At 63.8% G+C, this 23220-nt stretch carries 24 protein-coding genes; 13 read left to right on the plus strand and 11 right to left on the minus strand.

The window, feature by feature from the left end; genetic code table 11:
• The first annotated feature begins 79 nt into the window (after window positions 1–79).
• Window positions 80–2332 carry a primosomal protein N' gene (priA, locus tag SynA15127_RS03505; RefSeq protein WP_186485019.1) on the plus strand — a complete coding sequence of 751 codons (2253 nt, stop codon included), beginning with the start codon at window positions 80–82 and terminating at the stop codon, window positions 2330–2332.
• On the opposite strand, the gene SynA15127_RS03510 is transcribed toward priA, so the two are convergent.
• Genes SynA15127_RS03510 through SynA15127_RS03520 form a run of 3 tightly spaced genes read right to left on the minus strand, consistent with a single transcriptional unit; the run spans window position 2333 to window position 4808 of the window.
• A complete protein-coding gene (locus SynA15127_RS03510) occupies window positions 2333–3388 on the minus strand; it encodes a DUF3153 domain-containing protein (RefSeq protein ID WP_186485020.1) in 1056 nt (351 codons plus the stop codon).
• A 3-nt stretch (window positions 3389–3391) separates the two neighbouring features.
• Complete coding sequence (gene argB / locus SynA15127_RS03515) at window positions 3392–4273, minus strand: acetylglutamate kinase (protein WP_186485021.1); 882 nt, start codon at window positions 4271–4273, stop codon at window positions 3392–3394.
• A complete protein-coding gene (locus SynA15127_RS03520; RefSeq protein WP_186485022.1) occupies window positions 4266–4808 on the minus strand; it encodes a DUF2854 domain-containing protein in 543 nt (180 codons plus the stop codon). Before SynA15127_RS03520 ends, argB begins: the two co-directional genes overlap by 8 nt.
• Window positions 4809–4876: 68 nt before the next feature.
• Here SynA15127_RS03520 and SynA15127_RS03525 point away from each other — a divergent pair, with 68 nt between their 5' ends.
• On the plus strand, window positions 4877–5071 hold the full coding sequence (locus tag SynA15127_RS03525; RefSeq protein ID WP_043697443.1) for a hypothetical protein: 195 nt from the start codon (window positions 4877–4879) through the stop codon (window positions 5069–5071).
• 2 nt (window positions 5072–5073) lie between these two features.
• Here SynA15127_RS03525 and SynA15127_RS03530 read toward each other — a convergent pair whose 3' ends face one another.
• Window positions 5074–5520 (minus strand): single-stranded DNA-binding protein, encoded by a 447-nt coding sequence (locus SynA15127_RS03530; protein WP_186485024.1) that lies wholly within the window; start codon window positions 5518–5520, stop codon window positions 5074–5076.
• 14 nt (window positions 5521–5534) lie between these two features.
• Between SynA15127_RS03530 and SynA15127_RS03535 the strand changes: the two genes are divergently transcribed.
• Window positions 5535–6341, plus strand: a complete 807-nt coding sequence (locus SynA15127_RS03535) for a precorrin-6A/cobalt-precorrin-6A reductase (protein WP_255475562.1) — start codon at window positions 5535–5537, stop codon at window positions 6339–6341.
• Window positions 6334–6711 carry a divalent-cation tolerance protein CutA gene (gene cutA, locus SynA15127_RS03540; protein WP_186485025.1) on the plus strand — a complete coding sequence of 126 codons (378 nt, stop codon included), beginning with the start codon at window positions 6334–6336 and terminating at the stop codon, window positions 6709–6711. Before SynA15127_RS03535 ends, cutA begins: the two co-directional genes overlap by 8 nt.
• Here cutA and SynA15127_RS03545 read toward each other — a convergent pair.
• The 4 genes from SynA15127_RS03545 to SynA15127_RS03560 all read right to left on the minus strand — a co-directional run bounded on the left by SynA15127_RS03545 (window position 6647) and on the right by SynA15127_RS03560 (window position 11338).
• The gene (locus SynA15127_RS03545; protein WP_186485026.1) at window positions 6647–7660 is read right to left on the minus strand and encodes an adenosine kinase; all 1014 of its coding nucleotides are present in this window, start codon (window positions 7658–7660) and stop codon (window positions 6647–6649) included. The two genes, cutA and SynA15127_RS03545, sit on opposite strands and share 65 nt — an antisense overlap.
• Before the next feature lie 42 nt (window positions 7661–7702).
• On the minus strand, window positions 7703–9022 hold the full coding sequence (locus SynA15127_RS03550) for an adenylosuccinate synthase (RefSeq protein ID WP_186485027.1): 1320 nt from the start codon (window positions 9020–9022) through the stop codon (window positions 7703–7705).
• 83 nt (window positions 9023–9105) lie between these two features.
• Window positions 9106–9531 carry a photosystem II protein Psb27 gene (gene psb27 / locus SynA15127_RS03555; RefSeq protein WP_186485028.1) on the minus strand — a complete coding sequence of 142 codons (426 nt, stop codon included), beginning with the start codon at window positions 9529–9531 and terminating at the stop codon, window positions 9106–9108.
• A 25-nt stretch (window positions 9532–9556) separates the two neighbouring features.
• Complete coding sequence (locus SynA15127_RS03560) at window positions 9557–11338, minus strand: proline--tRNA ligase (RefSeq protein ID WP_186485029.1); 1782 nt, start codon at window positions 11336–11338, stop codon at window positions 9557–9559.
• Window positions 11339–11483: 145 nt separating this feature from the next.
• Between SynA15127_RS03560 and SynA15127_RS03565 the strand changes: the two genes are divergently transcribed.
• From SynA15127_RS03565 to SynA15127_RS03580, 4 genes are all read left to right on the plus strand, one after another.
• Window positions 11484–11948 (plus strand): hypothetical protein, encoded by a 465-nt coding sequence (locus SynA15127_RS03565; protein ID WP_043695630.1) that lies wholly within the window; start codon window positions 11484–11486, stop codon window positions 11946–11948.
• Between the two features lie 277 nt (window positions 11949–12225).
• Window positions 12226–12741 (plus strand): inorganic diphosphatase, encoded by a 516-nt coding sequence (locus SynA15127_RS03570; RefSeq protein ID WP_043695633.1) that lies wholly within the window; start codon window positions 12226–12228, stop codon window positions 12739–12741.
• Window positions 12742–12772: 31 nt separating this feature from the next.
• On the plus strand, window positions 12773–13132 hold the full coding sequence (locus SynA15127_RS03575) for a 2Fe-2S iron-sulfur cluster-binding protein (RefSeq protein ID WP_186485030.1): 360 nt from the start codon (window positions 12773–12775) through the stop codon (window positions 13130–13132).
• Between the two features lie 2 nt (window positions 13133–13134).
• Window positions 13135–13494, plus strand: a complete 360-nt coding sequence (locus SynA15127_RS03580) for an arsenate reductase family protein (RefSeq protein ID WP_186485031.1) — start codon at window positions 13135–13137, stop codon at window positions 13492–13494.
• Here SynA15127_RS03580 and SynA15127_RS03585 read toward each other — a convergent pair.
• The gene (locus SynA15127_RS03585) at window positions 13457–14962 is read right to left on the minus strand and encodes a hypothetical protein (RefSeq protein ID WP_186485032.1); all 1506 of its coding nucleotides are present in this window, start codon (window positions 14960–14962) and stop codon (window positions 13457–13459) included. The genes SynA15127_RS03580 and SynA15127_RS03585 overlap by 38 nt on opposite strands.
• On the opposite strand from SynA15127_RS03585, the gene lepB reads away from it, so the two are divergent.
• Window positions 14961–15758 carry a signal peptidase I gene (lepB, locus tag SynA15127_RS03590; protein WP_186485033.1) on the plus strand — a complete coding sequence of 266 codons (798 nt, stop codon included), beginning with the start codon at window positions 14961–14963 and terminating at the stop codon, window positions 15756–15758. The genes SynA15127_RS03585 and lepB overlap by 2 nt on opposite strands.
• On the opposite strand, the gene SynA15127_RS03595 is transcribed toward lepB, so the two are convergent.
• On the minus strand, window positions 15748–17007 hold the full coding sequence (locus SynA15127_RS03595; RefSeq protein WP_186485034.1) for a dihydroorotase: 1260 nt from the start codon (window positions 17005–17007) through the stop codon (window positions 15748–15750). The two genes, lepB and SynA15127_RS03595, sit on opposite strands and share 11 nt — an antisense overlap.
• 4 nt (window positions 17008–17011) lie before the next feature.
• The gene (locus SynA15127_RS03600; protein ID WP_186485035.1) at window positions 17012–18340 is read right to left on the minus strand and encodes a histidine phosphatase family protein; all 1329 of its coding nucleotides are present in this window, start codon (window positions 18338–18340) and stop codon (window positions 17012–17014) included.
• Window positions 18341–18416: 76 nt separating this feature from the next.
• Between SynA15127_RS03600 and SynA15127_RS03605 the strand changes: the two genes are divergently transcribed.
• Genes SynA15127_RS03605 through SynA15127_RS03620 form a run of 4 tightly spaced genes read left to right on the plus strand, consistent with a single transcriptional unit; the run spans window position 18417 to window position 23213 of the window.
• Entirely contained in the window at window positions 18417–19685 is a 1269-nt protein-coding gene (locus tag SynA15127_RS03605) for a CPBP family intramembrane glutamic endopeptidase (protein WP_255475563.1), read from the plus strand.
• Window positions 19686–19688: 3 nt separating this feature from the next.
• Complete coding sequence (locus SynA15127_RS03610) at window positions 19689–20177, plus strand: hypothetical protein (RefSeq protein ID WP_370594014.1); 489 nt, start codon at window positions 19689–19691, stop codon at window positions 20175–20177.
• Window positions 20177–21991: a penicillin-binding protein 2 gene (locus tag SynA15127_RS03615; RefSeq protein ID WP_186485037.1), complete on the plus strand. Its 1815-nt coding sequence runs from the start codon at window positions 20177–20179 to the stop codon at window positions 21989–21991. The genes SynA15127_RS03610 and SynA15127_RS03615 overlap by 1 nt, the downstream gene beginning before the upstream one ends.
• A gap of 49 nt (window positions 21992–22040) precedes the next feature.
• Window positions 22041–23213, plus strand: coding sequence for a transaldolase (locus tag SynA15127_RS03620; RefSeq protein ID WP_186485038.1), 1173 nt, complete (start codon window positions 22041–22043; stop codon window positions 23211–23213).
• The last annotated feature ends 7 nt before the right edge of the window (window positions 23214–23220 follow it).

Consider the following 23220-nt stretch of genomic DNA (forward strand, 5'->3'; position numbering starts at 1 on the left):
TGTCCTGGCTTCAGACTGCGTGTCTTCCCGCTGGGTCAAGGGCAGGTGTTGGTCAAAACGCACCAACTCATTCATGTTAATGAAGATTTCCGATCCGTGCAACATCCTGTCAGCTGACGGTCAGCCGGTCGACGTTTGGCTGGAGGCCGGTCGCGAGGGCCGTGTCTTCACCTATCGGGCTGATCCTGACTTGCGTCTGCAGCCGGGCGATCTGGTGAGAGTCCCGCTGCGCAATCGGACGATGCACGGGCTGGTGGTGGGATGCCCCGTCCAGGCGATACCTGCAGACAGGCAGGCTGTGCTTCAGCCGGTTGAGGCTCTGCTGCAGCGCGCGGCTGTTCCCACCGACTGGAGGCAATGGCTCGATGGCGTCGCTGAGCGATGTCACCTCAGTGCGTTCCGGATGCTCAAGGCTGCTCTCCCCGCGGGGTGGCTCGGCCAGGCCCGGGCCTCGGCCGTTCGCTCCGGTCGTCGACTGTGGTGGCTGCAGAGAACGACGGCTCAGCCGCTGCCGGATCTCACCCAACGACAGCAGGATCTGCTCGCGTATCTGGATCGTCAGGGCGGAGGGTCGTGGCAGCGGGGTGTCGAGGCGGCCGGATTCAGTGGCGCTGTTGTGGCAGCGCTCGTCCGCAAAGGCTGCATCGAACGCGAACAGCGTCAGCCATCAGCCGACGCAGAGCTGTCGTCCCCCCCACACCTCGAGTCCCCCCGAGTTCTCACCGAGGAACAGCAGGCGGTGGTGGTGGCGTACCAGGCACTGGCTCCAGGCAAGGGATTGCTGCTCTGGGGCATCACGGGCTCAGGAAAGACCGAGGTGTATCTGCAGCTCGCCGCTGCAGAGCTGGCGGCGGGTCGGCATGTTCTGCTGCTCACACCGGAGATCGGACTGATCCCACAGCTCGTAGATCGCTGTCGCCGGCGCTTCGGAGCCCGGGTCCTCGAGTATCACAGCGGCTGCCGGGACCGTGAACGCCTGCGGGCCTGGCAGCGCTGTCTTCAGCCGGACCAGTCCTTGGTGGTGGTGGGAACCCGTTCCGCGATGTTCATGCCCCTGGATCCTCTCGGACTCGTGGTGCTGGATGAGGAGCACGACAGCTCCTACAAGCAGGACTCCCCAATGCCCTGTTACCACGCCCGTGATCTCGCCATGGACCGGGTTTCGCGCTGCGGGGGGCGTGTGGTGCTGGGCAGTGCCACACCATCGCTGGACAGCTGGGTGCAGCTGAGCCCCGACGGGCCTCTCACCCTGGCCTGTCTACGGCGCCGTATTTCCGAGCAGCCCCTGCCTCCGGTGCATGTGGTCGACATGCGGCACGAACTGGCGGAAGGACATCGCCGCCTGATCAGCCGGCCTCTGATGGAACGGCTCCAGCAACTGCCGGAGCGGGGCGAGCAAGCCGTTGTGCTGGTGCCGCGCCGTGGTTACAGCCCGTTTCTCGGTTGTCGCAGCTGCGGTGAAGTGGTGCAGTGCCCCCACTGCGATGTGGCGCTCACCGTGCATCGTGGCCATGGAGGACGTCAGTGGCTTCGCTGTCACTGGTGCGATCACCGGGCTGAGATCGAAACCCGCTGCACCCACTGCGGTTCGACAGCGTTCAAGCCCTTCGGTGCTGGGACCCAGCGGGTGCTCGAGCTGCTAGCAGAGGAGCTGGAGGATCTGCGGTTGCTGCGCTTCGATCGTGATTCCACCGGTGGTCGCGATGGACACCGCCGTCTTCTGGACCGCTTCGCGGCCGGGGAGGCAGATGTGCTGATCGGAACTCAGATGCTGGCCAAGGGGATGGATCTCCCCCGGGTCACCCTGGCCGCAGTGCTCGCGGCCGACGGCCTGCTGCACCGCCCCGATCTACGGGCGGGCGAGCAGGCGTTGCAGCTGCTGCTCCAGCTGGCGGGGCGTGCCGGTCGTGGCGAGCGCCCGGGGCAGGTGCTGGTGCAGACCTATTCACCGGAGCATCCGGTGATCCGTCATCTGGTGGATGGGCGTTACGAGGATTTTCTGGCCCAGGAAATCCAGCTGCGCCGCGAAGCTGGACTGGTGCCTTTCAGTCGCGCCTGTCTGTTGCGTCTGTCCGGAGAGTCGGCCACGGCCACGGCCACGGCCGCGACGGTGCTTGCGGAGCGCATTCGGCCTCTCTGTTCCTCCCAGGGTTGGTGGCTGGTGGGTCCGGCTCCGGCGCCTGTGGCACGGGTGGCCGGTCGCAGTCGCTGGCAGCTGTTGATGCACGGGCCGGCGGGATCACCGTTGCCTTTGCCTTCCGGTGAAGCGCTATGGGAGGGACTGCCACAGGGAGTGGCCCTGGCGGTTGATCCGGATCCTCTGGATCTCTGATCAGGACGGCAGTTCAGGGAAGCCGAATCCCAGATTCCGGCGGATTCCCTGCAGGAGCAGGCTCAGCAACAGCAGCAAGGCGACAGCGATGCTGCCCAGACCCAGTCCGCTCCAGCTCCAGTTGTGACGTTCAGCGGTCATGCGCTCACCGCCGTGGAGCCTGTGCAGGGTGCTGCCCTCGTTCATGTTCACCAGGATCTCCAGATCAGGGATCTCCGGAAGGGTCGACAGATCCAGATCCAGGACCAGGGTCTGCTGCACGCCAACAATCCAGTTGCGCTCCCGCAGCGTCAGGCTTGGTGATGGCAACTCCAGCCCGGCGGATTCCGCGGCGAGCTGAACCATCCGCTCCAGCTCTGAGCTCACGATCCGCATGGGTTGAGCAGCGGAGACGATGCGCTGCGCGCCAGGTCCAGGGTGACTCACCTGAAGCTGGGGCAGGTCGTCATGCAGCTTCTCCTCGAAACGGCTCTGCCAGGGCAGCAGCCGACCATTGCCACTCTGCACCTGCCAGCTCAGGGCGATCCGATCCGGCCCTGGGATGGTGAGGTCCGCCTCGATGCGGATGCAGCCGCTGAGCAGAAGGGTCAGCCCGAGAAGCACGGCTGTCACCAGCGCGGCGAAGCCGAGGGCCGGTGCCTGGGTCGGTCCTGTCGGTGGCGGCGGTGGTGGGGGTGGGCGGCGCTTGCGTCGCCGAACGGTCGAGGAGGCGCGGCTGCCGGTGGCAGACATCTCCAGCTGGGGAAGTCGCATGGACCAGCTTTCCGGTCTGGTGAGTGCCGGGGCCTCCAGAATCGTCAGCAACTGCTTGGCCTGCTGACGGAGTTCAGGGTCGCCGCGGCGAGTCAGCAGGCGGCAGGTGGCGATGGCCTCGCTGTCGTTGCCCTGACCCATCCAGGCGGTGACCATCAGCAGCCTGACCCGGGCTCCATGGGCATCCGGAAGCGGATGGGACTCCGCCACAGGAGCCAGCAGCTCCAGGCATTGGCCGTAATCGCCACGTTCCAGTGCTGCTTCGGCGGCACGCAGATCCAGCGGTTCGGTCGGGGAGCTCACCGGTCAGCCGCGTCCCACCACCATCGTGCCGATGCCGGCATCGGTGAAAACCTCCAGCAGCAGAGCATGAGCGACGCGGCCGTCGATGATGTGCGCCGCCGCGACACCCTGGGCGAGAGCTCGGATGCAGCACTCCGTTTTGGGCGTCATGCCGCCGGCCACCACACCGTCATGGATCAGCTGGCGCGCCTCCGACAGCCGCAGTTGGCGGATCAGGGACGCCGGATCCGACCGATCCCGCAGGATGCCTGGTGTGTCAGTGAGCAGCACCAGCTTCTCGGCCTCCAGGGCTGCGGCAACCTCTCCCGCCACCGTGTCCGCATTGATGTTGTGGGCCTTGCCGTCTTCAGGAGTGGCGGCGACGCTGGAGATCACCGGGACGTAGCCGCGCTCCAGCAGGGGCTCGAGCACATCGGGGTTGACGCGGGCCACGTCACCCACCAGCCCGTGGCTGCCATCCCCCCAGGGCCTCGCTTCCACGAGACCGCCGTCGCTGCCGCTCAGGCCGACTGCGCGGGCACCGAGCCGGTTGAGACCATTGACGATCTGCTTGTTGACGCGCCCGACCAGCACCATCTCCACCACATCCATGGTGTCGGCATCGGTGACACGAAGGCCGTCACGGAATTCCGCTGGGATCTCCAGGCGCTTCAGCCATTGATTGATTTCGGGCCCACCACCGTGGACCACCACCGGCTGGACTCCCACGCAGGCCAGCAGCGCCAGATCCCTGAACACGGCATCGCGCAACTCGGCGTGGGCCATGGCGGCGCCCCCGTACTTCACCACGATCCGTCGGCCAGCGAAATGCTGGATGTACGGCAGGGCCTCGCTCAGGACGGACACCCTCAGGGCGTCATCCCCGGACTGCTTGGAATCAGCCATCGACAACCGGTAGCAGACGCAGATCGAGGCGGTCGTTGTCGAGAGGGGTCAGCTCGGCATGCAGCCCCTTCGAAAAGAAGCGACTGAGACGGTCCTGGCGTGACTGCCAGCGCTCAAGTGGTATCGCACCGAGCTGGAAGCGAAGTCGCAGTCCGTAGCCCCCTTCTTCGTTCAGTTCCTCGATCTCTTCGAGTTGCGGTGGGTTGTCCTCATCCCAAAGCTTGAGAGCCTCAAGGGATGACTCGAGATGGGCTTTCTGTCCATATCGCCATCGGGTCACATCCGACAGCAGCTTCGTCAGCTCCGGGGCCGCCTGCTCGCGTTCGTTCTTCAGCGCGGCCTTGGGAGTGACCCGGCGGGCCGGCGGCAGCTCTGAGGACTTCAAAGCAAGCCCCCCGAGCAGGATCGGAATGCCGTAGAAAATCGTGGGCAGGCTCAGGTTGGCGTTACCTGTGCCGTAGGCGACGGCGCCGACCACCGTGAGCACGCCTCCGGCCACCGTGACCAGGCTGCCTGGGGAGAGGAGGTCTTTCATGGACAGGCCTGAGTGTTCGTCATTGTGACGTCCCGCCCATCAGGATGGAGAGGTCACCGCTGTGGACGATCGTGAGTGAGACCCCGTCCCCGGATCTCCGGGAACTGCTGCAGCTTCTGGATGCTGATCGGGCCCTGCTCCTGCAGCAGATCGACAGCGGTCGCTGGCCTGATCTACGGCTGGATCTGGCTGCCCTGGAACGGGAACTCGGTCAGATGCTCACCCGAGCCAGTGAACTGCAGGAGGAGAACGGAGGTCGGTGAGATCAGAAGGGGATCTCGTCGGTGTCCGGCACCAGAGGAGCGGAATTCCAGCTGGTCGTTTCAGGTTCGGGCTGTTTCGCTCTGACGGGTGCGGCAGGTGCCTCACGGCTGGCCGGAGCCGTCTCGGGAGCAGGGCCTGGCGTCTGGCCGCCGACGGGATGCAGGCGCGCGAGTGTGAATTCCGCCCGTTTCTCCTTCATGCCGTCCTGTCTGGGGACGGTGTTCATCCTCAGCCGACCTTCCAGCACAAGGCGCTGGCCCACCTGCACACGGTTCTGAAGATCCTGGGCGAGGTTGCCCCAGCCCACGACCTTGAGTTCACCCGGGGGATCATCGGCACGCAGCGGATCGAACCGAACGGCCATTTCGGCAATCGGTGTCTGGTTGTCCTGGGTGTAGCGAACCGTCGGTGCTTCGATCACCTCCACTTCGAGCACGCAGTGGTTCATGGCCCTGTTCAGCGATGAGAGCCATCCTGATGCACAGCTGCGGGAATCGCCAGGATCAGCTCTGGCTTCTTGCCGGAACCGGGGAGGGGCCGCGTCTCGCGGCTGCGCTGATCAAGCGGGGCTGGCGGGTGCAGGTCAGCGTTGTGACGCCATCGGCGGCACGGGCTTACGCATCGCTGGGGTTGGAGTCGCTCGCCGTCGGTGCCCTCCAGGGGGAAGCTGCGATCGCCGCTTTCGTGGGGGAGCGGGGTCCGTTCCGATGGGTGGTGGATGCCACCCATCCCTTCGCCACGCAGATCAGCGCTGATCTGGAGCAGGTCTGCGGCGGTCTTGGGCAGCCGCTGCTGCGGCTGGAGCGTCCGCTTGAGACCGGAGGCTCTGCCACGGTCCTGCAAGGGATCGATGATCTGAGCGGTCTCACTCTGCAGGGGCGTCGGCTGATGCTGGCCATCGGCGGACGCCATCTGGCCGCGGCTGCTCGGCTTGCACGGATCAGTGGAGCGGAGGTCTTCGCCAGGACCCTGCCCTCGGCCGCTGGACTCCGGGGTGCCCTGGCAGCGGATCTGCCCCAGGGGCATCTGGCTGTGTTGAGACCGCTTCAGGGGGAACCAGCCGGATGCATCGAGCAGGCGCTTTGCCGGCACTGGGCGATCACCGATGTGCTCTGCCGTCAATCCGGCGGGGTCACGGAGCGGCTCTGGCGCCGGATCGCCCTTGAGCAGGGGTTGCAGCTGTGGCTGCTGCGGCGACCGCCCACGGCTGCTCAGGTGGAGACTGTTCCCAGTGAGTCGGCTCTGCTGGAGCGCATCGCCCATGGCTGATCCATCAGCGATCTGGCTGGTACTCACCACCGAGGCGGATGCCGATCGGGCCGGGACACTGGCGGAGGCGCTGCTGAAACGCCGACTGGTGGCCTGCGTCAGTCTCACGCCGATCCATTCCCTGTTCCACTGGCAGGGGGAGCTGACGCGCGACAACGAAGTGCAGCTTCTGCTCAAGACCAGCGAGGCCTGTCTTGAGCCGCTGCGTCACGCTCTGACGGAGCTGCACAGCTACGACACCCCGGAATGGGTCAGCTGGCAGGTGGAGACATCGCCCGCCTATGGCGCCTGGGCACGGGATGTGGTCAGTTCAGATGCGCTGCCGCCAGCTGTTTCAGAGACACCTGAGAGCGGGCCCCCAGCTGGGTGACGATCTGCCCGGCGCAGAGGGCTCCCAGCTGACCGCAGCGCTCCAGCGACTCCCCCTGGGTGTAAGCGTGCAGGAAACCGCCGGCATAGAGATCGCCGGCTCCGGTGGTGTCGAGCAGATCTCCCAGTCCGAAGATGCCGATGTCCCAGCGCTGGTCACCGCTCATCACCACCGAACCGTCTGCTCCGCGGGTGATGGCGACGGTCGAGCAGCAGCTGCGCACCCGGTCCAGGGCACCAGCGAGATCGGCGGTCTCATAGAGCGACAGGATCTCCGTCTCATTGGCGAACAGCACATCCACATGACCGTTCACCAGCTCCAGGAAACTGTCGCGATGGCGATCGACGCAGAAGCCGTCGGAGAGTGAGAGAGCCACCTGACCACCCGCTTCGCGGCAGGCTTCTGCTGCTGCGATGAAAGCGCGTTTGGCGGCAGGGCTGTCCCAGAGATAACCCTCGAGGTAGAGCACCTTGGTCTCACGCACCATCGACAGATCCAGATCGTCCGGCTCCAGCTGGGTTGAGGCGCCGAGGAAGGTGCACATCGTGCGCTCCGCATCCGGAGTCACGTAGATCAGACAGCGAGCCGTCGTGGCGCCGCTGGTGGCTGATGGGGTGTCGAAACGGGTGCCAACAGCACGGATGTCGTGGCTGAAGATCGTTCCGAGTTGGTCGTCGCGGACGCGGCCGATGAATCCGGCCCGCCCTCCCAGCTGAGCGATCCCCACCATGGTGTTGGCAACGGAGCCACCGGAGGTCTCGAGTCCTGGGCCACTCGCTTTGTAGAGCGCCTCCGCCTGCTGCTCATCGATCAGGGCCATGCCGCCTTTCTGCAGGCCATGGGCGTTCAGGAAGCTGTCGTCGGTCTGAACCAGCACGTCAACGATGGCGTTGCCGATTCCCACCACGTCAAGGCTGCAGGAGCTGGGGAAGCGGGCGTCGGGAGCCATGGAGAAGCGGTTGAAGGCCCGCAGTATGGCCTCCCGTCGTGATCAGGCGCTGAGCAGAGCCCGCTTCGGACCATGGATCGGATCCTCCACCACGATGGTTTGGTCACGGCTGGCGCCGAGGGAGACGATGGCGATCGGCACCTCCATCAGATCCGCGAGGAAGCGCAGATAGGCCATTGCTGCCTCGGGCAGATCCTCAAGTTTGCGGCAGTCCTCGGTGGAGCACTGCCATCCAGGCAAGGTCTCGAAGATGGGCTGGCAACGGGCGAAGTCGTCGGAGCTGCTGGGGAAGTGATCGATCCGTTCGCCATCCAGCTCGTAGGCCACGCAGACCTGAATCGCATCCAGTTCATCCAGCACATCCAGCTTGGTGACGGCGAGGCAATCAAGACCGTTCACCTGAACGGCATAGCGACCGATCACCCCGTCGAACCAGCCGCACCGCCGGCGCCGGCCGGTGGTGGTTCCGAATTCACCACCGCGTTCCGTCAGCTGGTCGTTCAGGCTGCCGCTCAGTTCGGTCGGGAAAGGCCCTTCCCCGACTCGGGTGGTGTACGCCTTGGCAACACCGATGACCCTGTCGATCAGGGTGGGTCCCACCCCAGCACCAATGCAGGCACCTCCGGAGACCGGGTTCGAGGAGGTGACGTAGGGATAGGTGCCGTGATCAAGGTCCAGGAGGGTTCCCTGGGCACCCTCGAAGAGAATGTTCTTGCGTTCGCGGGCGGCCTTGTGGATGGCGCGGGTGCAGTCGACCACATGGGGGGACAATCTGCGGCCGTAGTCGAGGTACTCGCTGATCACAGCGTCGGCATCCAGGGGCTCCACCGCGTAGATCGTCTCGAGGAGCTGATTCTTCTCCTGCAACGGCCCTTCCAGACGCTCCCTGAGCCGCTGTTCGTCCAGAAGATCGATCACCCTGATCCCGCTGCGCTGGGACTTGTCGGCATAGGTGGGGCCGATGCCGCGCCCGGTGGTGCCGATCCGACGGGCACCGCGCTGCTTCTCCATCGCCTGATCCAGCAGGCGGTGATAGGGCATCGTCACGTGAGCTGTCGAGGCCAGTTGCAGCCCAGAGATGTCGATATCGTTCTCCTTCAGCATCTCGAGTTCGCCGAGCATCACTCTCGGGTCGACCACGGTCCCTGAGCCGATCAGGCAGATGGTGTCTGGATAGAGAATCCCGGAAGGGATCAGATGCAGCTTGAGAACGCGCTCATCAACAACGATCGTGTGGCCTGCGTTGACGCCGCCCTGATAGCGAACGACGACATCAGCGGACCGGCTCAGAAGATCGGTGATCTTGCCTTTCCCCTCGTCACCCCACTGAGCTCCGATGACGACAACGTTGGCCAAGGACACTGCGGCCCGAAGCCGCGAATCTGCACAATCTGGGAGTCTCTCAGATGTGGTGTCCGGCCGTCAAAGAGGTGAAGCCTGAAGGATCAGCTGCCGCGGACGGCGGAACGTTCTGCCTTGGTGAGTTCCTTGGCGATGCGGTCGTGCAGGTCCTCCGGGAGGGGACGGTTGGCGTAGCCCGCATAGTGACCGGCCAGTGAGTTGAGAGCGGTCTGCATGGTGGTGAAGGAGGTCAAGCCATTCACCCTGGACTTCGGCCTGTAGCGCGACATGTAGTCGTTGATCAGTGCTCGGGCCTCGACTTCGGCCTCGGCATGTCCTTCGGCATCTTGCGGCAGATCGATCACCTCGAGCAGGCTGCGGGAGACCGCGACGGTGTCCTCGACGTAGTCACCGCTGAGACGGGTTTCTGCATCTCCGCTGCAGGCGCTTAGAAGCAGGCAGAGAGACAATCCGAGGGCGATGGTCACTCGGGAGAGAGGCTTCAGCAGACGTGCCAGGGCGGAGAGCATCGATCCGTTGTGAATGGGTGGGACTTTAAGGGCGAATGGCGCTGATCAGAGCACTGAGGGCTTCGCTGTGGTGAAGCTTGCTCACCTGCCGTCCACGGCGCTGAACCAGTTCCACCAATCCGTCCGCCGCATCGCGTCCCACCACGATTCGCCAGGGGATTCCGATCAGATCCGCATCCTTGAATTTCACACCTGCCCGCTCGCGGCGGTCATCCAGAAGTGCGTCGACACCTGCTTCCAGGAGGCTGTCGTAGAGCTGCGTGCCAAGGGCGGCCTGGCCCTCATCCTGGATGTTGGCCACCACCACGATCGCCTCGAAGGGTGCTATCGCTTCCGGCCAGCAGATGCCGGCCTCGTCGTGATGCTGTTCGACGGCGGCCTGGGCAAGGCGGGAGATCCCGATGCCGTAACACCCCATCCAGAAGGGTTCCTCCTGCCCAGCCTCGTTTGTGAAACGGCTCTCCAGCGCTGTGGAGTACTTGCGTCCGAGCTGAAAGATGTGCCCGACTTCGATGCCCCGCCTTGCCTCCAGTCGTGCCTCGGGGCTGTGCACACAGGCTTCGCCCGCTCTGGCGGTGCGCAGGTCGACGGCCGCTGGTGTGCCTCCCAGCTCAGCCCAGGTGCAATGGCTGCGATGCATGTCCGGCTGATTGGCTCCGCAGCAGAAGCTGTCCAGGGTCGTGGCCGTTGCGTCGGCAAGGCGCAGGAAGCGCGTTCTCCAGCTCGAGGCCGGGGACAGCAGCGCATCGTCCAGATCCGGACCGATCGATCCGAAGGGGATCCCGCTCAAGCCCTGGCGGCTGATGTCCTCCGTTGTGATGCTCCGGCAGTCCAGCACTCCTGAACCCAGTTCAACGGTCAGGGCGTTGATGAGTTTCACGTCATTGAGCTCCTGATCACCCCGGAGGCTCAGCAGAACGGGTTGCTCCTCTCCGTCCTCGAGCCTCGCCACCATCAGCAGCACTTTGACCATCTGTGAGGGGTGCCAGCCCTGCGTCTCGCAGACGGCCGCGATGCTGGTCTGGCCTGGGGTTTTCACCAGTGCCATCTCAGCCGTCTGAAGCGGTACTGCCGGGGACGGCAGCGAGACCGCCTTCTCCTGGTTGGCGGAATACAACCCGTCGTCGCTGATCAGAATCAGATCTTCACCGGCATCCGCCGTCACCATGAACTCCTGGGACGCGGCTCCTCCGATCGCGCCACTGTCGGCATCTACGGGAACGGCCTCAAGACCGCAGCGCTCGAAGATCCGTCGGTAGGCCTGATCCATGCGCTCGTAGGTGGCCCGAAGATCCGCCTCATCCGCATGGAAGGAGTACGCGTCTTTCATGATGAATTCGCGTCCGCGCATGAGCCCGAAGCGAGGGCGGATCTCGTCCCGGAACTTGGTCTGGATCTGATACAGGTTCACCGGCAGCTGTCGGTAGGACCGGAGCAGATCGCCGGCAAGGCTCGTGATCACCTCTTCGTGGGTGGGACCCAGTCCCAGCTGGCGACCCTGGCGGTCCTCGAGGTGAAACATGATCCCCTCGCCGGCGGTGTAGCCCTGCCAGCGCCCGCTGCGTTGCCACAGTTCAGCCGGATGCAGCTGCGGGAGCAGCGATTCCAGAGCACCAGCTCTGTTCATCTCCTCCCGGACGATGGCTGTGATCCGCTGCAGGACCCTCCACATCAGAGGCAGATACGCATAAATGCCGGATCCGACACGCCGGATGTAGCCCGCCCGAAGAAGCAGTTGGTGAGATGTGATCTCCGCTTCGGAGGGAACATCCCTGAGCGTCACCAACATCAGGCCGGAGACGCGCATGATCGATCCCTGAAGTCGGCGAAAAGTTATCACCGATCCGAACAGGTGCCGATCACTTAAGTGTCCGTCTCGCTTGAAAACCCGTGTGCGACATGAGTCTCGGCTGCTACGGTCGCACCATTCCAGGCTGTCCAAGGGTTATCTCATGTTTCCTCGGTCGGTTGAATCTGTTGCGTCGCAAATTCAACAATCGGTTGAAATCGTCGGGGATGTTGCAGCAACTGCGGCGCAGAGTGATGCTCTCGTCGGCATCGATGATGTTCAGAAATCACTGAACCGTTCCAGGGCTTCTGTTTACCGGTACACCAACACCGACCCACGGAACCTGAATCCCCCCTTCAATCCCCGCAAGCTCAATCCTGAATACCGCAGTGATCAGAAGGATCCGCTGCTGTTTCATCCCAACGAGGTGGCGCGTTTCGCCAAGGATGTTTTGCGGATCAAGGAGGTCACTGTCGAGGTTCTGAACTCACCCTCCACCGCGACACAGCAGATGCTCGGTTCCATCCTCGAGGAGCTCAAGGGAATCCGATCCCACCTTGAGGGCCTGTCGCAGCCGCCATCCGATCTCGATGCCAGGCGCGATCGTCAGGATCGGCCTGCTGCATGAGCCTGGGGTCGGTGACAGAATGACGACATTCACCCTGTGACGAGATGAGGGTTTGGCTCCGGCCAACCCAACGACATGGCCACTGATCCGGCATTCCATCACCAGGACGATTCGTCCTCGACTTCAGAGAGCGAAGACCCTTTCAGTCCGGGCCCCCCTGTCACGGCCCTGATCGGCCTGATCATCGCTCTCTCTAGTGTCGGCGCCCCTCTCGCTGCAGTCATCACCGATCGTTCCTCCGGATGGTCTGGGTTGACGCCCACCGCCCAGCAACGCGATGGATCTCCGCCCCCTTCCCCCTTCTCCCTCACCAGGGCTGGTCAATCTGCTGGTGGAGATCCCGGCTGGTAGCCGCAACAAATACGAATATTCCGCTGAAGCAGGGGTGATGGCACTCGACCGTGTGCTGCATTCCTCGGTCCGTTACCCCTTCGATTACGGCTTCATCCCCAACACGCTCGCCGAGGACGGCTCACCTCTGGATGCCATGGTGATCATGGCGGAGCCCACGTTTGCAGGATGCCTGATCAAGGCTCGTCCGATCGGCCTCTTGGATCTCCATGACCGGGGGGCGTACGACGCCAAGCTGCTCTGCGTGCCTGAGGCGGATCCACGTCAGCGGACCATCCGAAGCATCCGGCAGATCGCGCCATCCCAGCTTGAGGATGTCTCGGAATTCTTCCGCACTTATAAGAATTTTGAGGGCCGAGTCGTCACGATCGACGGCTGGCGGGACGTCGATGCGGTTCAACCGCTGCTCGACGCCTGCATCGCTGCGGCGAGATGCTTGTAGGTTGGTGCGCACCTGAGACTTCGTACGACCCGTGCCCACCATCCGTTTTGAGCAGGAAAGCCAGCAGGTTGGGTGCATTGAAGGGGCGAATCTCCGCAAGGCGGCTCTCGATGCCGGCATCAATCCCTACAACGGCCTCAACAACCTCAACAACTGCAGCGGTGTCGGTCAGTGCGGCACCTGCGTGATGGAAGTTGTCGAGGGTGCCTCGAATCTGTCCCCGCGCAGCGATGTCGAGGAGGTGTACCTGGCGGATCGTCCGGCCAATTTCCGCCTCAGCTGCCGCACCACCGTCAATGGGGACGTCACCGTCCGCACCCGCCCATCCGATGGGGTGGGTCGCGGCTCCAACAGCCTGATCGGCGCTGTCAAATCCCTGTTCGGGCGCTGATCTTGTCCGACCGCCTCCGGGTCTGGAGCTACAACCGCTGCAGCACCTGCCGTCGTGCTTTGGCCTGGTTGCAGGACCGTGGCCAGGATCATGATCTCTTCGACATCACGTCGGACCCTCCTCTGGCAGCTGATCTGGCTCACGCCATGGACCAATTGGGCCGCAAGGCTCTGTTCAACACGAGTGGCCAGAGTTACCGCGCTCTCGGGGCTGCAGCAGTCAAGGCCATGAGCGATGCGGAGGCCCTCGAAGCTCTGTCCAGCGATGGGAAGCTGATCAAGAGACCGTTCGTGATCTGTCCTGACGGGACCGTGCTGGTGGGCTTCAAGCCTGAGGTCTGGTCGAAGACTCTGTCCGGTTGAAGTTCAGACCATCCAGTTCGCTGATCAATGCATCGACGCCGCCCTGATCGCGCAGCTGACTGAAGCTGGAGCGTTTGAGATCCTCCAGCAGTGAAGCGAGCAGGTCCTGGCTGCGCTCCAGGATGGGTCCCTGATCGAGGACCCTGGCCAGTTCCTCCCAGAAGCGATCCAGGGTTTGTGTGCTGAGGGAATCGAGCACGGGATCCTTTTGTCCGATGCGTCCCCCGGCTCCTCTGGAGACATCGATCAGTGAGTCGACCAGACCACCGGCCAGCTGAAGGCTCAGTTCGCTTTCCGCGCGCTGCAGGGCCGGCAGACCTCTGAGGGCCTCCGGCCGGACCGAGCGCTCCATGCTCCGCTGCAGCAGGTGGCTCAGCAGAGCCACCAGCTGGGGGCGCAGATTCGGGCCCACCTGTGTGAGCAGAAGTGGCAGCCAGAGTCGTGCCAGCTCCGCGAGTTCCCGTTGTTCGTTCACATCGGTTGACTGGTAGCTGCAGAAGCTGCGGACCCGTTGAGGGAGCTGCGGAGAGCGGATCACCTGCTGAGCGGCATCCACCACCCGCACGGTGATCACCTCGAACAGCTCCAGCGCCAGCAGGGCCACGACGCCCCGACTGATCACCGCTCGCAGCGGTTCCAGTTGAATCAATCCCGCCCTCGACAGGCGTTCGGTGACGGGCACCACCCGCAGCAGGCGTGCGAAGGGAAGCAGCAGCGGCAGGTCGATCCATCGCCGCAGCAGGGCGTCACGCCAGCGAATCGCCGGGTAACGCCGTTTCAGCCGCAGGGTCCGGAGCAGGATGTCGAACAGGAACAGCAGCCGGAACGGGGTGTCGATCCGCCAGCTCAGATCCGTGGGTTGACCGTTGGCATCAATGCTGCGCCAGGTGTTGACCTGCACCAGCGGCAGGATCTTGACGGTCCAGAACTGCCGCTCGACAGCCCAGTCCGACTGGCTCAGGTGTCGGTCGCTGAGCAAGAAATCCGCTGACTGCTGAGCGGAATCCACCCCGGCGCGGGTGCGGAGCTGGGATTTGATCTTTTCCAGGGCGCCGGCATTGCCCGAATTCAGGAACGGATTCGTGGTGATCATCTCCGTGGTCAGCCGCGCCTGTTCCTGAAACAGACGCTTCACCTCCGGGTCTGCGGTTCCCCGCTCCACGGCGAGCCTGTCCAGGTCCTGGAAATGCCTCACGTAGGCCTGGGTGTCCCGATGGGGTTCGATGCCCTTGATCGGGTCGTAGAACGGCGTGATGTCCGGCAGCCAGGGCAACGGCACCGCCAGCGGCACGGAGGGCAGCGGATAGAGGTTGCGCTGCAGCCAGAAGTTGCGCAGCGGCAGATAGGTGGCGTCGAAAATCACCCAGGCAAGATTCGCTGCAGCCAACAACGCGAGCGCCTGGTCCCAGCGCCGCCAGGCTCTGGCGCGGTGGTGGAGCTTGAACCCTTGCCAGCGGGGGCGAACCATGGGGGTACGAAGTGCGGCCCGTGAAGTGGGCTCGTCACACTCCTTCTATCGTGGTGCAGATTCACAGAGAAGTGATCCGTTGGCAGGCGATCAGAAGCAGGAGCGTCGATCGAACTCCAACGAAGGCGACAGGGCTCATCAACAAGGCACGAAAACCCACCCTTTTTGGGATTTCTGGGCACCGGTGCTGTTCACTCTGGCGTTGTATCTGGGGATCCGACAGATGGTGGTGGAGGCTCGCTACATCCCGTCCGGTTCGATGCTTCCCGGACTGCAGATCCAGGACCGGCTTCTGGTGGAGAAGCTGACCTTCCGGACCCGGCCCCCCAGACGGGGAGAGATCGTCGTGTTCAACTCTCCCTATGCATTCGACCCCGCTCTGCGGTCTCCCCAGAGGCCCTCTCCGCTCCGCTGCATTCTGGTGAACCTGCCTCTGGTGAGCTTCATTCCCGGACTGGCGAACCCCGCCTGTGATGCCTACATCAAACGGGTGGTCGCCGTGGCCGGCGACCGTGTTGTGGTCAGCCCCAGTGGTGAGGTCATCCTGAACGGGGAGCCGCTCGAAGAGCCCTATGTCCAGCGTTTCTGTGCGGTCAACGAACAGGGGATGAGTCCCTGTCGCACCATCGACACCACCGTGCCGGACGCGTCGGTGCTCGTGCTGGGAGACAACCGGCAAAACAGCTGGGACGGGCGCTTCTGGCCCGGTGGCCCATTCCTGCCGGAAAACGAGATTCTCGGCAGAGCCGTGATCCGGTTCTGGCCTCTCAACCGATTGGGGGGACTCAGCGACTGAGCCCGCAGGCGGTGACCCTGCCACGCATCTCACGATTCAGCAGAGCCAGGTTCGCGGCCATCGGAGCCGCAGCATCATCCTGGCGGACCTGCCAGGTCTGTTCAGGGTCGAACAGCAGCCAGCGTCGGCTTCCGATAGCGAGCGCTTCGGGAGGCTGATCGATCAGAGCGGAGGGACCGAAGCTGAGCCCCTGCCAGAGTTGTTCGAGGCTGAAATCGCCGTTGCGAACCAAGGCATCCCAGAGTGCCGGAAGCACCAGGTGATGCCCGCTCAGCCCTGGGGGACGCTGATCCGGCGGGAGCAGCATGTCCTCCGCATCCATCGGAACGGCATGCACCGAGACGGCTCGGATGAGCTGCTCGCTCAAGGCCTGCTGCAGCGCTTCGCGGTCGGCGGCGCCTCCCAGCGATGGGTGCACCCGCCAGCTGGCATCCCCTCCGGGAAGATCCCCGCGATCCGCCAGCAGGTGCCACCAGCAGACGCTGGTGAGAGGGGGCAGCGCATCAGCGCGGAGGGACTCCACGGCAGCCGCCGTGGACACGTTCATCAGACGCAGCTGCCGTTCCGGGTGCCGCTGATGCAGGGCCAACAGCTGTCTCAGGGGCAGGGTCTCGCTGGTTTCCGGATCCGGTGCCCAACCTGCCCGCAGGGTCTCAACGCCTTCCCGCACCATGCCATCCCCCTGCAGGGCGGGATCACGGGGAGCGACCAGCACCGGTGCCGATCCCATCTCTCCCAGCAGCAACCCACGTTCCAACAGCGCCAGAGGAATCAGCGCATCGTCATCAGCAAGACCGATGGCCCCCAGATCAAGCAGATCACCATGGGACGCGAGTTCGGTTCCGGCACCGCCCCGGCTGAAGCCACCCCAGAGATGGATGGTCACCTCCCGCGGGTCATGGTCGCGGAAACCGATCAACCGTTCCGGCGAATCGCGCCAGGTCGGGCTCCGCGGCAGCAGCGCCACCTGGCCGTACCCGGCTGCGGCAGCACAGCGGCGCAGGCTGTCGAGGGTTTCCGCACGGCCGCTGAATGGAGACTCCAGCACGGAGTGGGGATCCACCAGGCATGGGGCGATCAGCTGGCCGGAGGCCTCCGTGGCGGTCACGCCCAGCTGGTTGGCTCTCTCCCGAGCCGCCTGATCAAATCCCTGGATGACGCCGGATTCCAGCAGAACGGCCCCGTCCCGGACCGGCCGATCCGGACCTTGCAGGATCCGGATCGGATCCAGCAACAGGGTGTCGTTCATGGCATCAGAGCGCGCCTGCCGCGGTCCGGTCGAGCACACTCCCGAAGTGGGAGGTGAGATTGAGACAGGTCACCACTGCAGGCTGGCCCGGATCCGTTGCGATGTCGACCACCGTCACACCGCCATTGCCCTGCTTCACCGCCCAGATGTCCGCCGGCGTCAGGCCGAGCAGATCACAGAGGATGGTTTTGTTGACGGCGTCATGGGCCACCACCAGAGCGGTGTCCTCCGCCTCCAGGGAGGTTGCGATCTCCCCCCAGCTGCGGACCGAGCGGGCCCAGACATCCTGAATCGTTTCGCCGTCAGGCATCTGAACCGTTTCCGGAGTTTGTTTCCAGGTGTCGAGCAGGTCCGACCAGTCGGCTCGGATCTCGGACTCGAGCTTGCCCTCCCACTGGCCGTGGCCGATTTCCACGAGCCCGTCGGTCTGGGTGAGGGCGACGCCGGGATGGGCTTCCAGAATGATTTCAGCCGTTTCGGTCGGCCGCGACAGGGTGCTGCTCCAGGCCCGGTCGATCCTGACGGTTCTGAGAAAGTCTCGGGCTGCAGCTGCCTGGCTGCGTCCGTGCTCATTCAGAGGGATGTCGATCTGCCCCTGGAAACGTCCTTCCTTGTTCCAGTCCGTCTCCCCATGACGCACAAGGATGAGCCGGGCCCCCTTGCCCTTGGCAGGAAGCGGAGAGAGATGGGTGGTGCTGTTCAGGCACTCGATCTGCACCTGAGGGCGAGACTCTCCAGCCATGAGGTTGAAGACCGAGAGCGAGGTGTTGTCCACTCTCAGCCGGCGGAATCCGTTCTCAGGCTCCCCCAGCAGGGTGAGCATCAGACAGCGAAGGATGGCGTTATGGGCAACGACCAGCACCGTGGCGTCGGTCTCGAGTGGATGTCGCTTCAGCAGCCCTGCCACGAAGTGCTCGGCCTGCTGCATCAAGTCAGGGAGGGGGCGGTAGCGGCGACCATCCCTCCGCTCCAGTTCCAGTTCGAGCGGCCGTCGCTTCCAGGTGGCGTAAGCCTCCGGATACCGCTCGGTCAGCTCATCGATGGCCATCCCCGACCAGGGTTCCAGATCCACCTCCAGCAGACCGTCGTCGAACACCGGCTCCGGTGCTGTGCCACCGCGGGCCTCCAGCAGGGACGCAGTGGTGGATGCTGCCCGGCGCAGGCGTGAGCTGTAGACGGCATCAAAAGGAACCTCCGAGAGCGATTCCCCCAGTGCCCTGGCCTGTTCATGACCCTCTTCGGTGAGGTTGGAGAGGTCATCACGCCCCTGAATGCGGCGCTCCTGGTTGAAACTGCTCAGACCGTGGCGGACGAGGAGAAGGCGGAGGGGCACCGTGCTGCAACAAAGCGCGGCCATCGTATGGGGCAAGCCCCGCCGGAGGACAATCGGGTGTAGTCGAGCCGACGTGGTGTCGTCCAGTTCTCCCCGCCCGGTTGAGCCCCGCTGGAAAACACTCCTGGCCATTCTCTCCCTGGTGCTGGCCACAGCGATCTGGGTCACCGGGCTGATCGACAGCCTCAGTCGGCCATCGGTTGCGCCGGTCCTGACTCTTCAGCAGCAGGAGCTCAGTGTGCTGGCGGAGCCAGCCGTGCCTTCGGCGTTGCGCCCGGTGTTGATGGGGGAGGCGCCAAGGCAGGTTCTGCTCCAGGCCTTGCGGGACAGTCCAGAGAGTCGGCGCAGCTCACGCCAGACGCAGTTGCTGAAACTGCTGCAGGGTTCCGAGGATGCGGACATCGCAGCTGCGCGGGCATCGGATGATCCGCTCCTTCAGCTGCTGGCCTGCGAAGCCGAGCCAGATGCATCAGAGGCGCTCTGCCTGGATCAGCAGATCGCTTCTGGAGCGGCTCTGCGGCTGACCCTCAGCGCCACGCTGCCACTGGTCATGGTGCTCCTGGGGAGCCTGCTGCTGCTCCAGCAGGGATGGAGTCTGTTGCGGGGACAACAGCAGCCTTCGCCCTCTCTTGAGGGGCCTGAGCTGACGCTGATCGACATGATCCTTCTTGTCGCCGGCGGGTTTGTCGTCATCAGTGCCGTGGCCATGCCGCTGCTGGCTCTGCCGCTGGTCGGAGCCCTCACCTCGGCTCTGGCCAGTCCCCGTCGGGAAGCCGTCGGAGTGGTGATCAACTACAGCCTGATGGCCCTGCCGAGTCTGTTGATCCTGCGGCGTCAGCTCCGTGCCCTGGATCCGCAACGCAGTCCATCCGGAGGCTGGCTGCAATGGGGGCTGCATCCTCCTGCCTCGGCTCTTCGCCTGGCTGCCTCCGGATGGTTGATGGTGACTCCGGTGGTGACCCTGGCCGGTTGGCTGGTGGTGAAGCTGGTCGGAGATCCCGGTGGCAGCAATCCATTGCTGGAACTGGTCCTCGGCAGTCGTGATCCTCTGGCGCTGCTTCTGCTGCTGCTGACGGCCGTGGTGCTGGCGCCGCTTTTCGAGGAGGTGATTTTCCGCGGGACGCTGCTTCCCGTTCTGGCAAGCCGGGTTGGATCCGGTACCGCTGTGCTGCTCAGCGCGCTGGTGTTTGCGCTTGCTCATCTGAGCATCGGTGAACTGGCTCCGCTGACGGTTCTCGGAATCGGTCTCGGTCTGCTGCGCCTTCGAGGCGGACGCCTGCTCCCCTGCGTGCTGATGCACGCTCTCTGGAACGGCATCACCTTCCTGAATCTCCTGCTTCTCTGAGTCTTGCGGCCGGCCTCTGCGGGTGGTTCACTGGCCTATTCGACTGTGCCCACGGTGGTTGCCGCTCCGGAACAGCGACAGACCTCCAGGGCTCTCGAGCTGATTCACGGGTCTCTGTCATCAGGACGGGTGTCGCGTCGATCGCCGGTTCTCGGCGGTCTTCATCGCCTCGCGGATGGAACTCTGCTCGGCGTGATCACGGCCGCGGCAGTGCTGTCAGGCCTGACTCTGCACTGGCAGCATCGCTGGACGCTTTCCTTTCAACGGTTGGAGGGAACCCGCTCGTTGTCCCATCGGCTGACGGAATCCACGGCGCAGCTGGAACAGCATCTCCTGAGACGCACGGCCCGTCCCTCCAGCCTCGTTCCCACCAAGGTGGCCAATCTGGTGTATCTGAAACGTCCGGAATCGTCGGTCGCCAAACCCGAGAGTCAACAACTTCTGCCTGTCTTGGATGATCTGATCGACCAGCGGATCCGCGCCGGCTACTGATGGATGCAACGTCCCAGGCTTCCGCGACGCCCTCCAGGTCCCGGCGTCGAGGCCGTTCCCGGGTGGTCCCGCTTGAGAAGGTGCCGTCCAGACGTCTCTGGATGGTGTTTCTGCTGCTCAGTGCCGGTCTGGTCGGCCTGGCCGGACGGATGGCCTGGCTGCAACTGGTGCAGACCGATGCTCTTGAATCCCGTGCCCGCCGCCTGCAGACCCAGCGCACCCAGCCGCTCGGTCAGCGCCGTCCGATCGTCGATCGCACCGGCCGTCTGGTGGCCATGGATGAGAAGCGATTCCGTCTATGGGCTCACCCGCGTTACTTCAACCTCCCCGGAGATGACCCGAACCACATCCGTCCCGCTGCGGATGTGGCGGAGCTGTTGTCGTCCATGATCGCTGTTCCGGCCAGTCGCCTTGAGGCCGAGATGGCTCAGCGACCCTCGGGTATCCGGCTTGCTGAAGGCCTGGATCCCGAGACGGCTGCACGGATCCGATCCTTGGGCATCAGCGGTCTGGACCTTGAGGCTTATCCGCAGCGGATCTATCCACAGGGCTCGTTGTTCGCCAACGTGGTCGGGTTTCTCAACGACGAGCGCGTCCCCCAGGCAGGGCTCGAGCAGAGCCGTGATGAGGAGCTGATGCGTCATGAGCAGGCCCGCAGCATGCGGCGGGGTGCTGACGGAACACCCCTCCCCGACGATCTGGCTCCGGGTGTGTTCTACGGAGATGATCTGCGCCTGCAGCTCACCCTTGATAGCCGTCTTCAGGAACTGGCCGTCAAGGCTCTGTCGGAGCAGGTGGCGAAGTGGAAGGCGCAGAAAGGGGCAGCCATCGTCATGGATGTCGCCAACGGAGAGCTGCTGGTGCTCGCCTCCACACCCACGTACGACCCCAATCGCTACTGGAGCTTTGATCCCGGTCGATTCCGGGAATGGTCTGTCCAGGATCTCTACGAGCCCGGCTCGACCTTCAAACCGATCAATCTGGCGCTCGCTCTTCAGGAAGGTGCCATTAGGCCGGACGAGCGGGTGCATGACGTGGGTCAGTTGAAGATCGGTGGCTGGCCGATCAACAACCACGACAAGCGAGCCAACGGCCTGGTGGATTTCGCCACCTTGCTGCAGGTGTCCAGCAACGTCGGAATGGTGCAGGCCATGCGCCGACTCGATGACGGTGTCTACTGGGATTGGATGAACCGTCTCGGAATCGACCGGAGACCGGATACCGATCTGCCGGGAGCGGTGGCCGGACAGCTGAAGACGAAGAAGCAGTTCATAACGCATCCGATCGAACCGGCGACCAGCGCCTTCGGACAGGGGTTTTCCCTGACGCCGCTCAAGCTGACCCAGCTGCATGGGGTGCTGGCCAACGGCGGTCGTCTGGTCAGTCCCCACATCACCCGGGGCTTCCGCTCCGGTGAGGCCCTCGCCCCGGCTGCCTCGCCGGGGGGGCAGCAACTGCTGAAGCCTGAGATCACCCGTACGGTTCTGAGCTGGATGGAATCGGTGGTGGACAAGGGCAGCGGCAAGGGGGTGAAGACCCCCGGCTATCGGATCGGCGGCAAGACCGGAACAGCGCAGAAAGCTCTCAACGGCGTTTATCTGCCTGGAGCGAAGATCTGCAGCTTTGTGGCCACCCTGCCGATCGAGTCCCCTCGTTACGTCGTTCTGGTGTTGATCGACGAACCCCAGGGGGACAATGCCTACGGCTCAACCGTGGCCGTTCCCGTGGCCAAGCAGATCATTGATGCACTGCTGGTTGTGGAGAAAATCACACCTTCAAAACCTGCAGAATTGAACAAGACCGTCAACGGCTGACGGCTTAGAAAACGCCGCTACGTTACGAACAGAAGAGCCTTTTTCCACAATGGCCAGCTTGCTTGAGCAGCTCTCCGCGATGACGGTCGTGGTGGCAGATACAGGAGATCTGGAGGCGATCCGTAAATTCACTCCCCGCGACGCCACCACCAACCCATCCCTCATTCTCGCTGCCGCCCAGATACCCGCTTATCAGAATCTGATCGATGAGGCGCTGCGCTCATCCCGCAAGCTGATCGGAGATAATGCCCCCGTCGAGGATGTGGTGCATGAGGCTCTCGACGAGATCAGCGTCATCTTCGGCAAAGAGATTCTCAAGATCGTTCCCGGCCGCGTGTCCACCGAGGTGGATGCCCGCCTGAGTTACGACACGGATGCCACGGTTGAAAAGGGCCGCAAGCTGATCCGCCTGTACAACGATGCTGGTATCAGCAACGAGCGCGTTCTGATCAAGATCGCCTCCACCTGGGAGGGCATCAAGGCTGCTGAAGTCCTTGAGAAAGACGGCATCCACTGCAATCTCACTCTGCTGTTCGGCTTCGGTCAGGCCGTGGCCTGCGCCGAGGCGGGTGTCACCCTGATCTCCCCGTTTGTCGGTCGCATCCTCGACTGGTTCAAGGCCGACACCGGTCGTGATTCCTATCCGGGCCCGGAAGATCCTGGTGTCATCTCAGTGACCCGCATTTTCAACTACTTCAAGACCTACGGCTATGAGACCGAGGTGATGGGAGCCAGTTTCCGGAATCTCGATGAGATCACGGAACTTGCCGGATGCGATCTGCTCACCATTTCTCCCAAGCTGCTGGATCAACTGCGTGAGAGCGACGCGGCACTGACCCGCAAACTTGATGGATCCAATCCTGTGAGCGCCGAAGAGCAGATCCATGTGGATCGTGAGCGTTTCGACGCGATGATGAAGGACGATCGAATGGCGTCGGACAAACTGGGCGAAGGCATCAAAGGCTTCAGCAAGGCCATCGAGACGCTTGAGCATCAGCTCGCCCATCGCCTCGCTGAACTGGAGGGAGGCAAGGCCTTCGGTCATGCCGTTCAGGAGATCTTCATGCTCAACGACATGAACGGCGACGGCAGCATCACCCGGGACGAGTGGCTCGGCAGTGATGCCGTCTTTGATGCACTGGATCAGGATCACGATGGTCTGATCTCCCAGGAGGATGTGCGTCAGGGTTTCGGTGCTGCGCTTTCCTTGACCGCCGCCTGAGCCATGG

Source organism: Synechococcus sp. A15-127 (assembly GCF_014280215.1).
GTDB lineage: Bacteria > Cyanobacteriota > Cyanobacteriia > PCC-6307 > Cyanobiaceae > Parasynechococcus.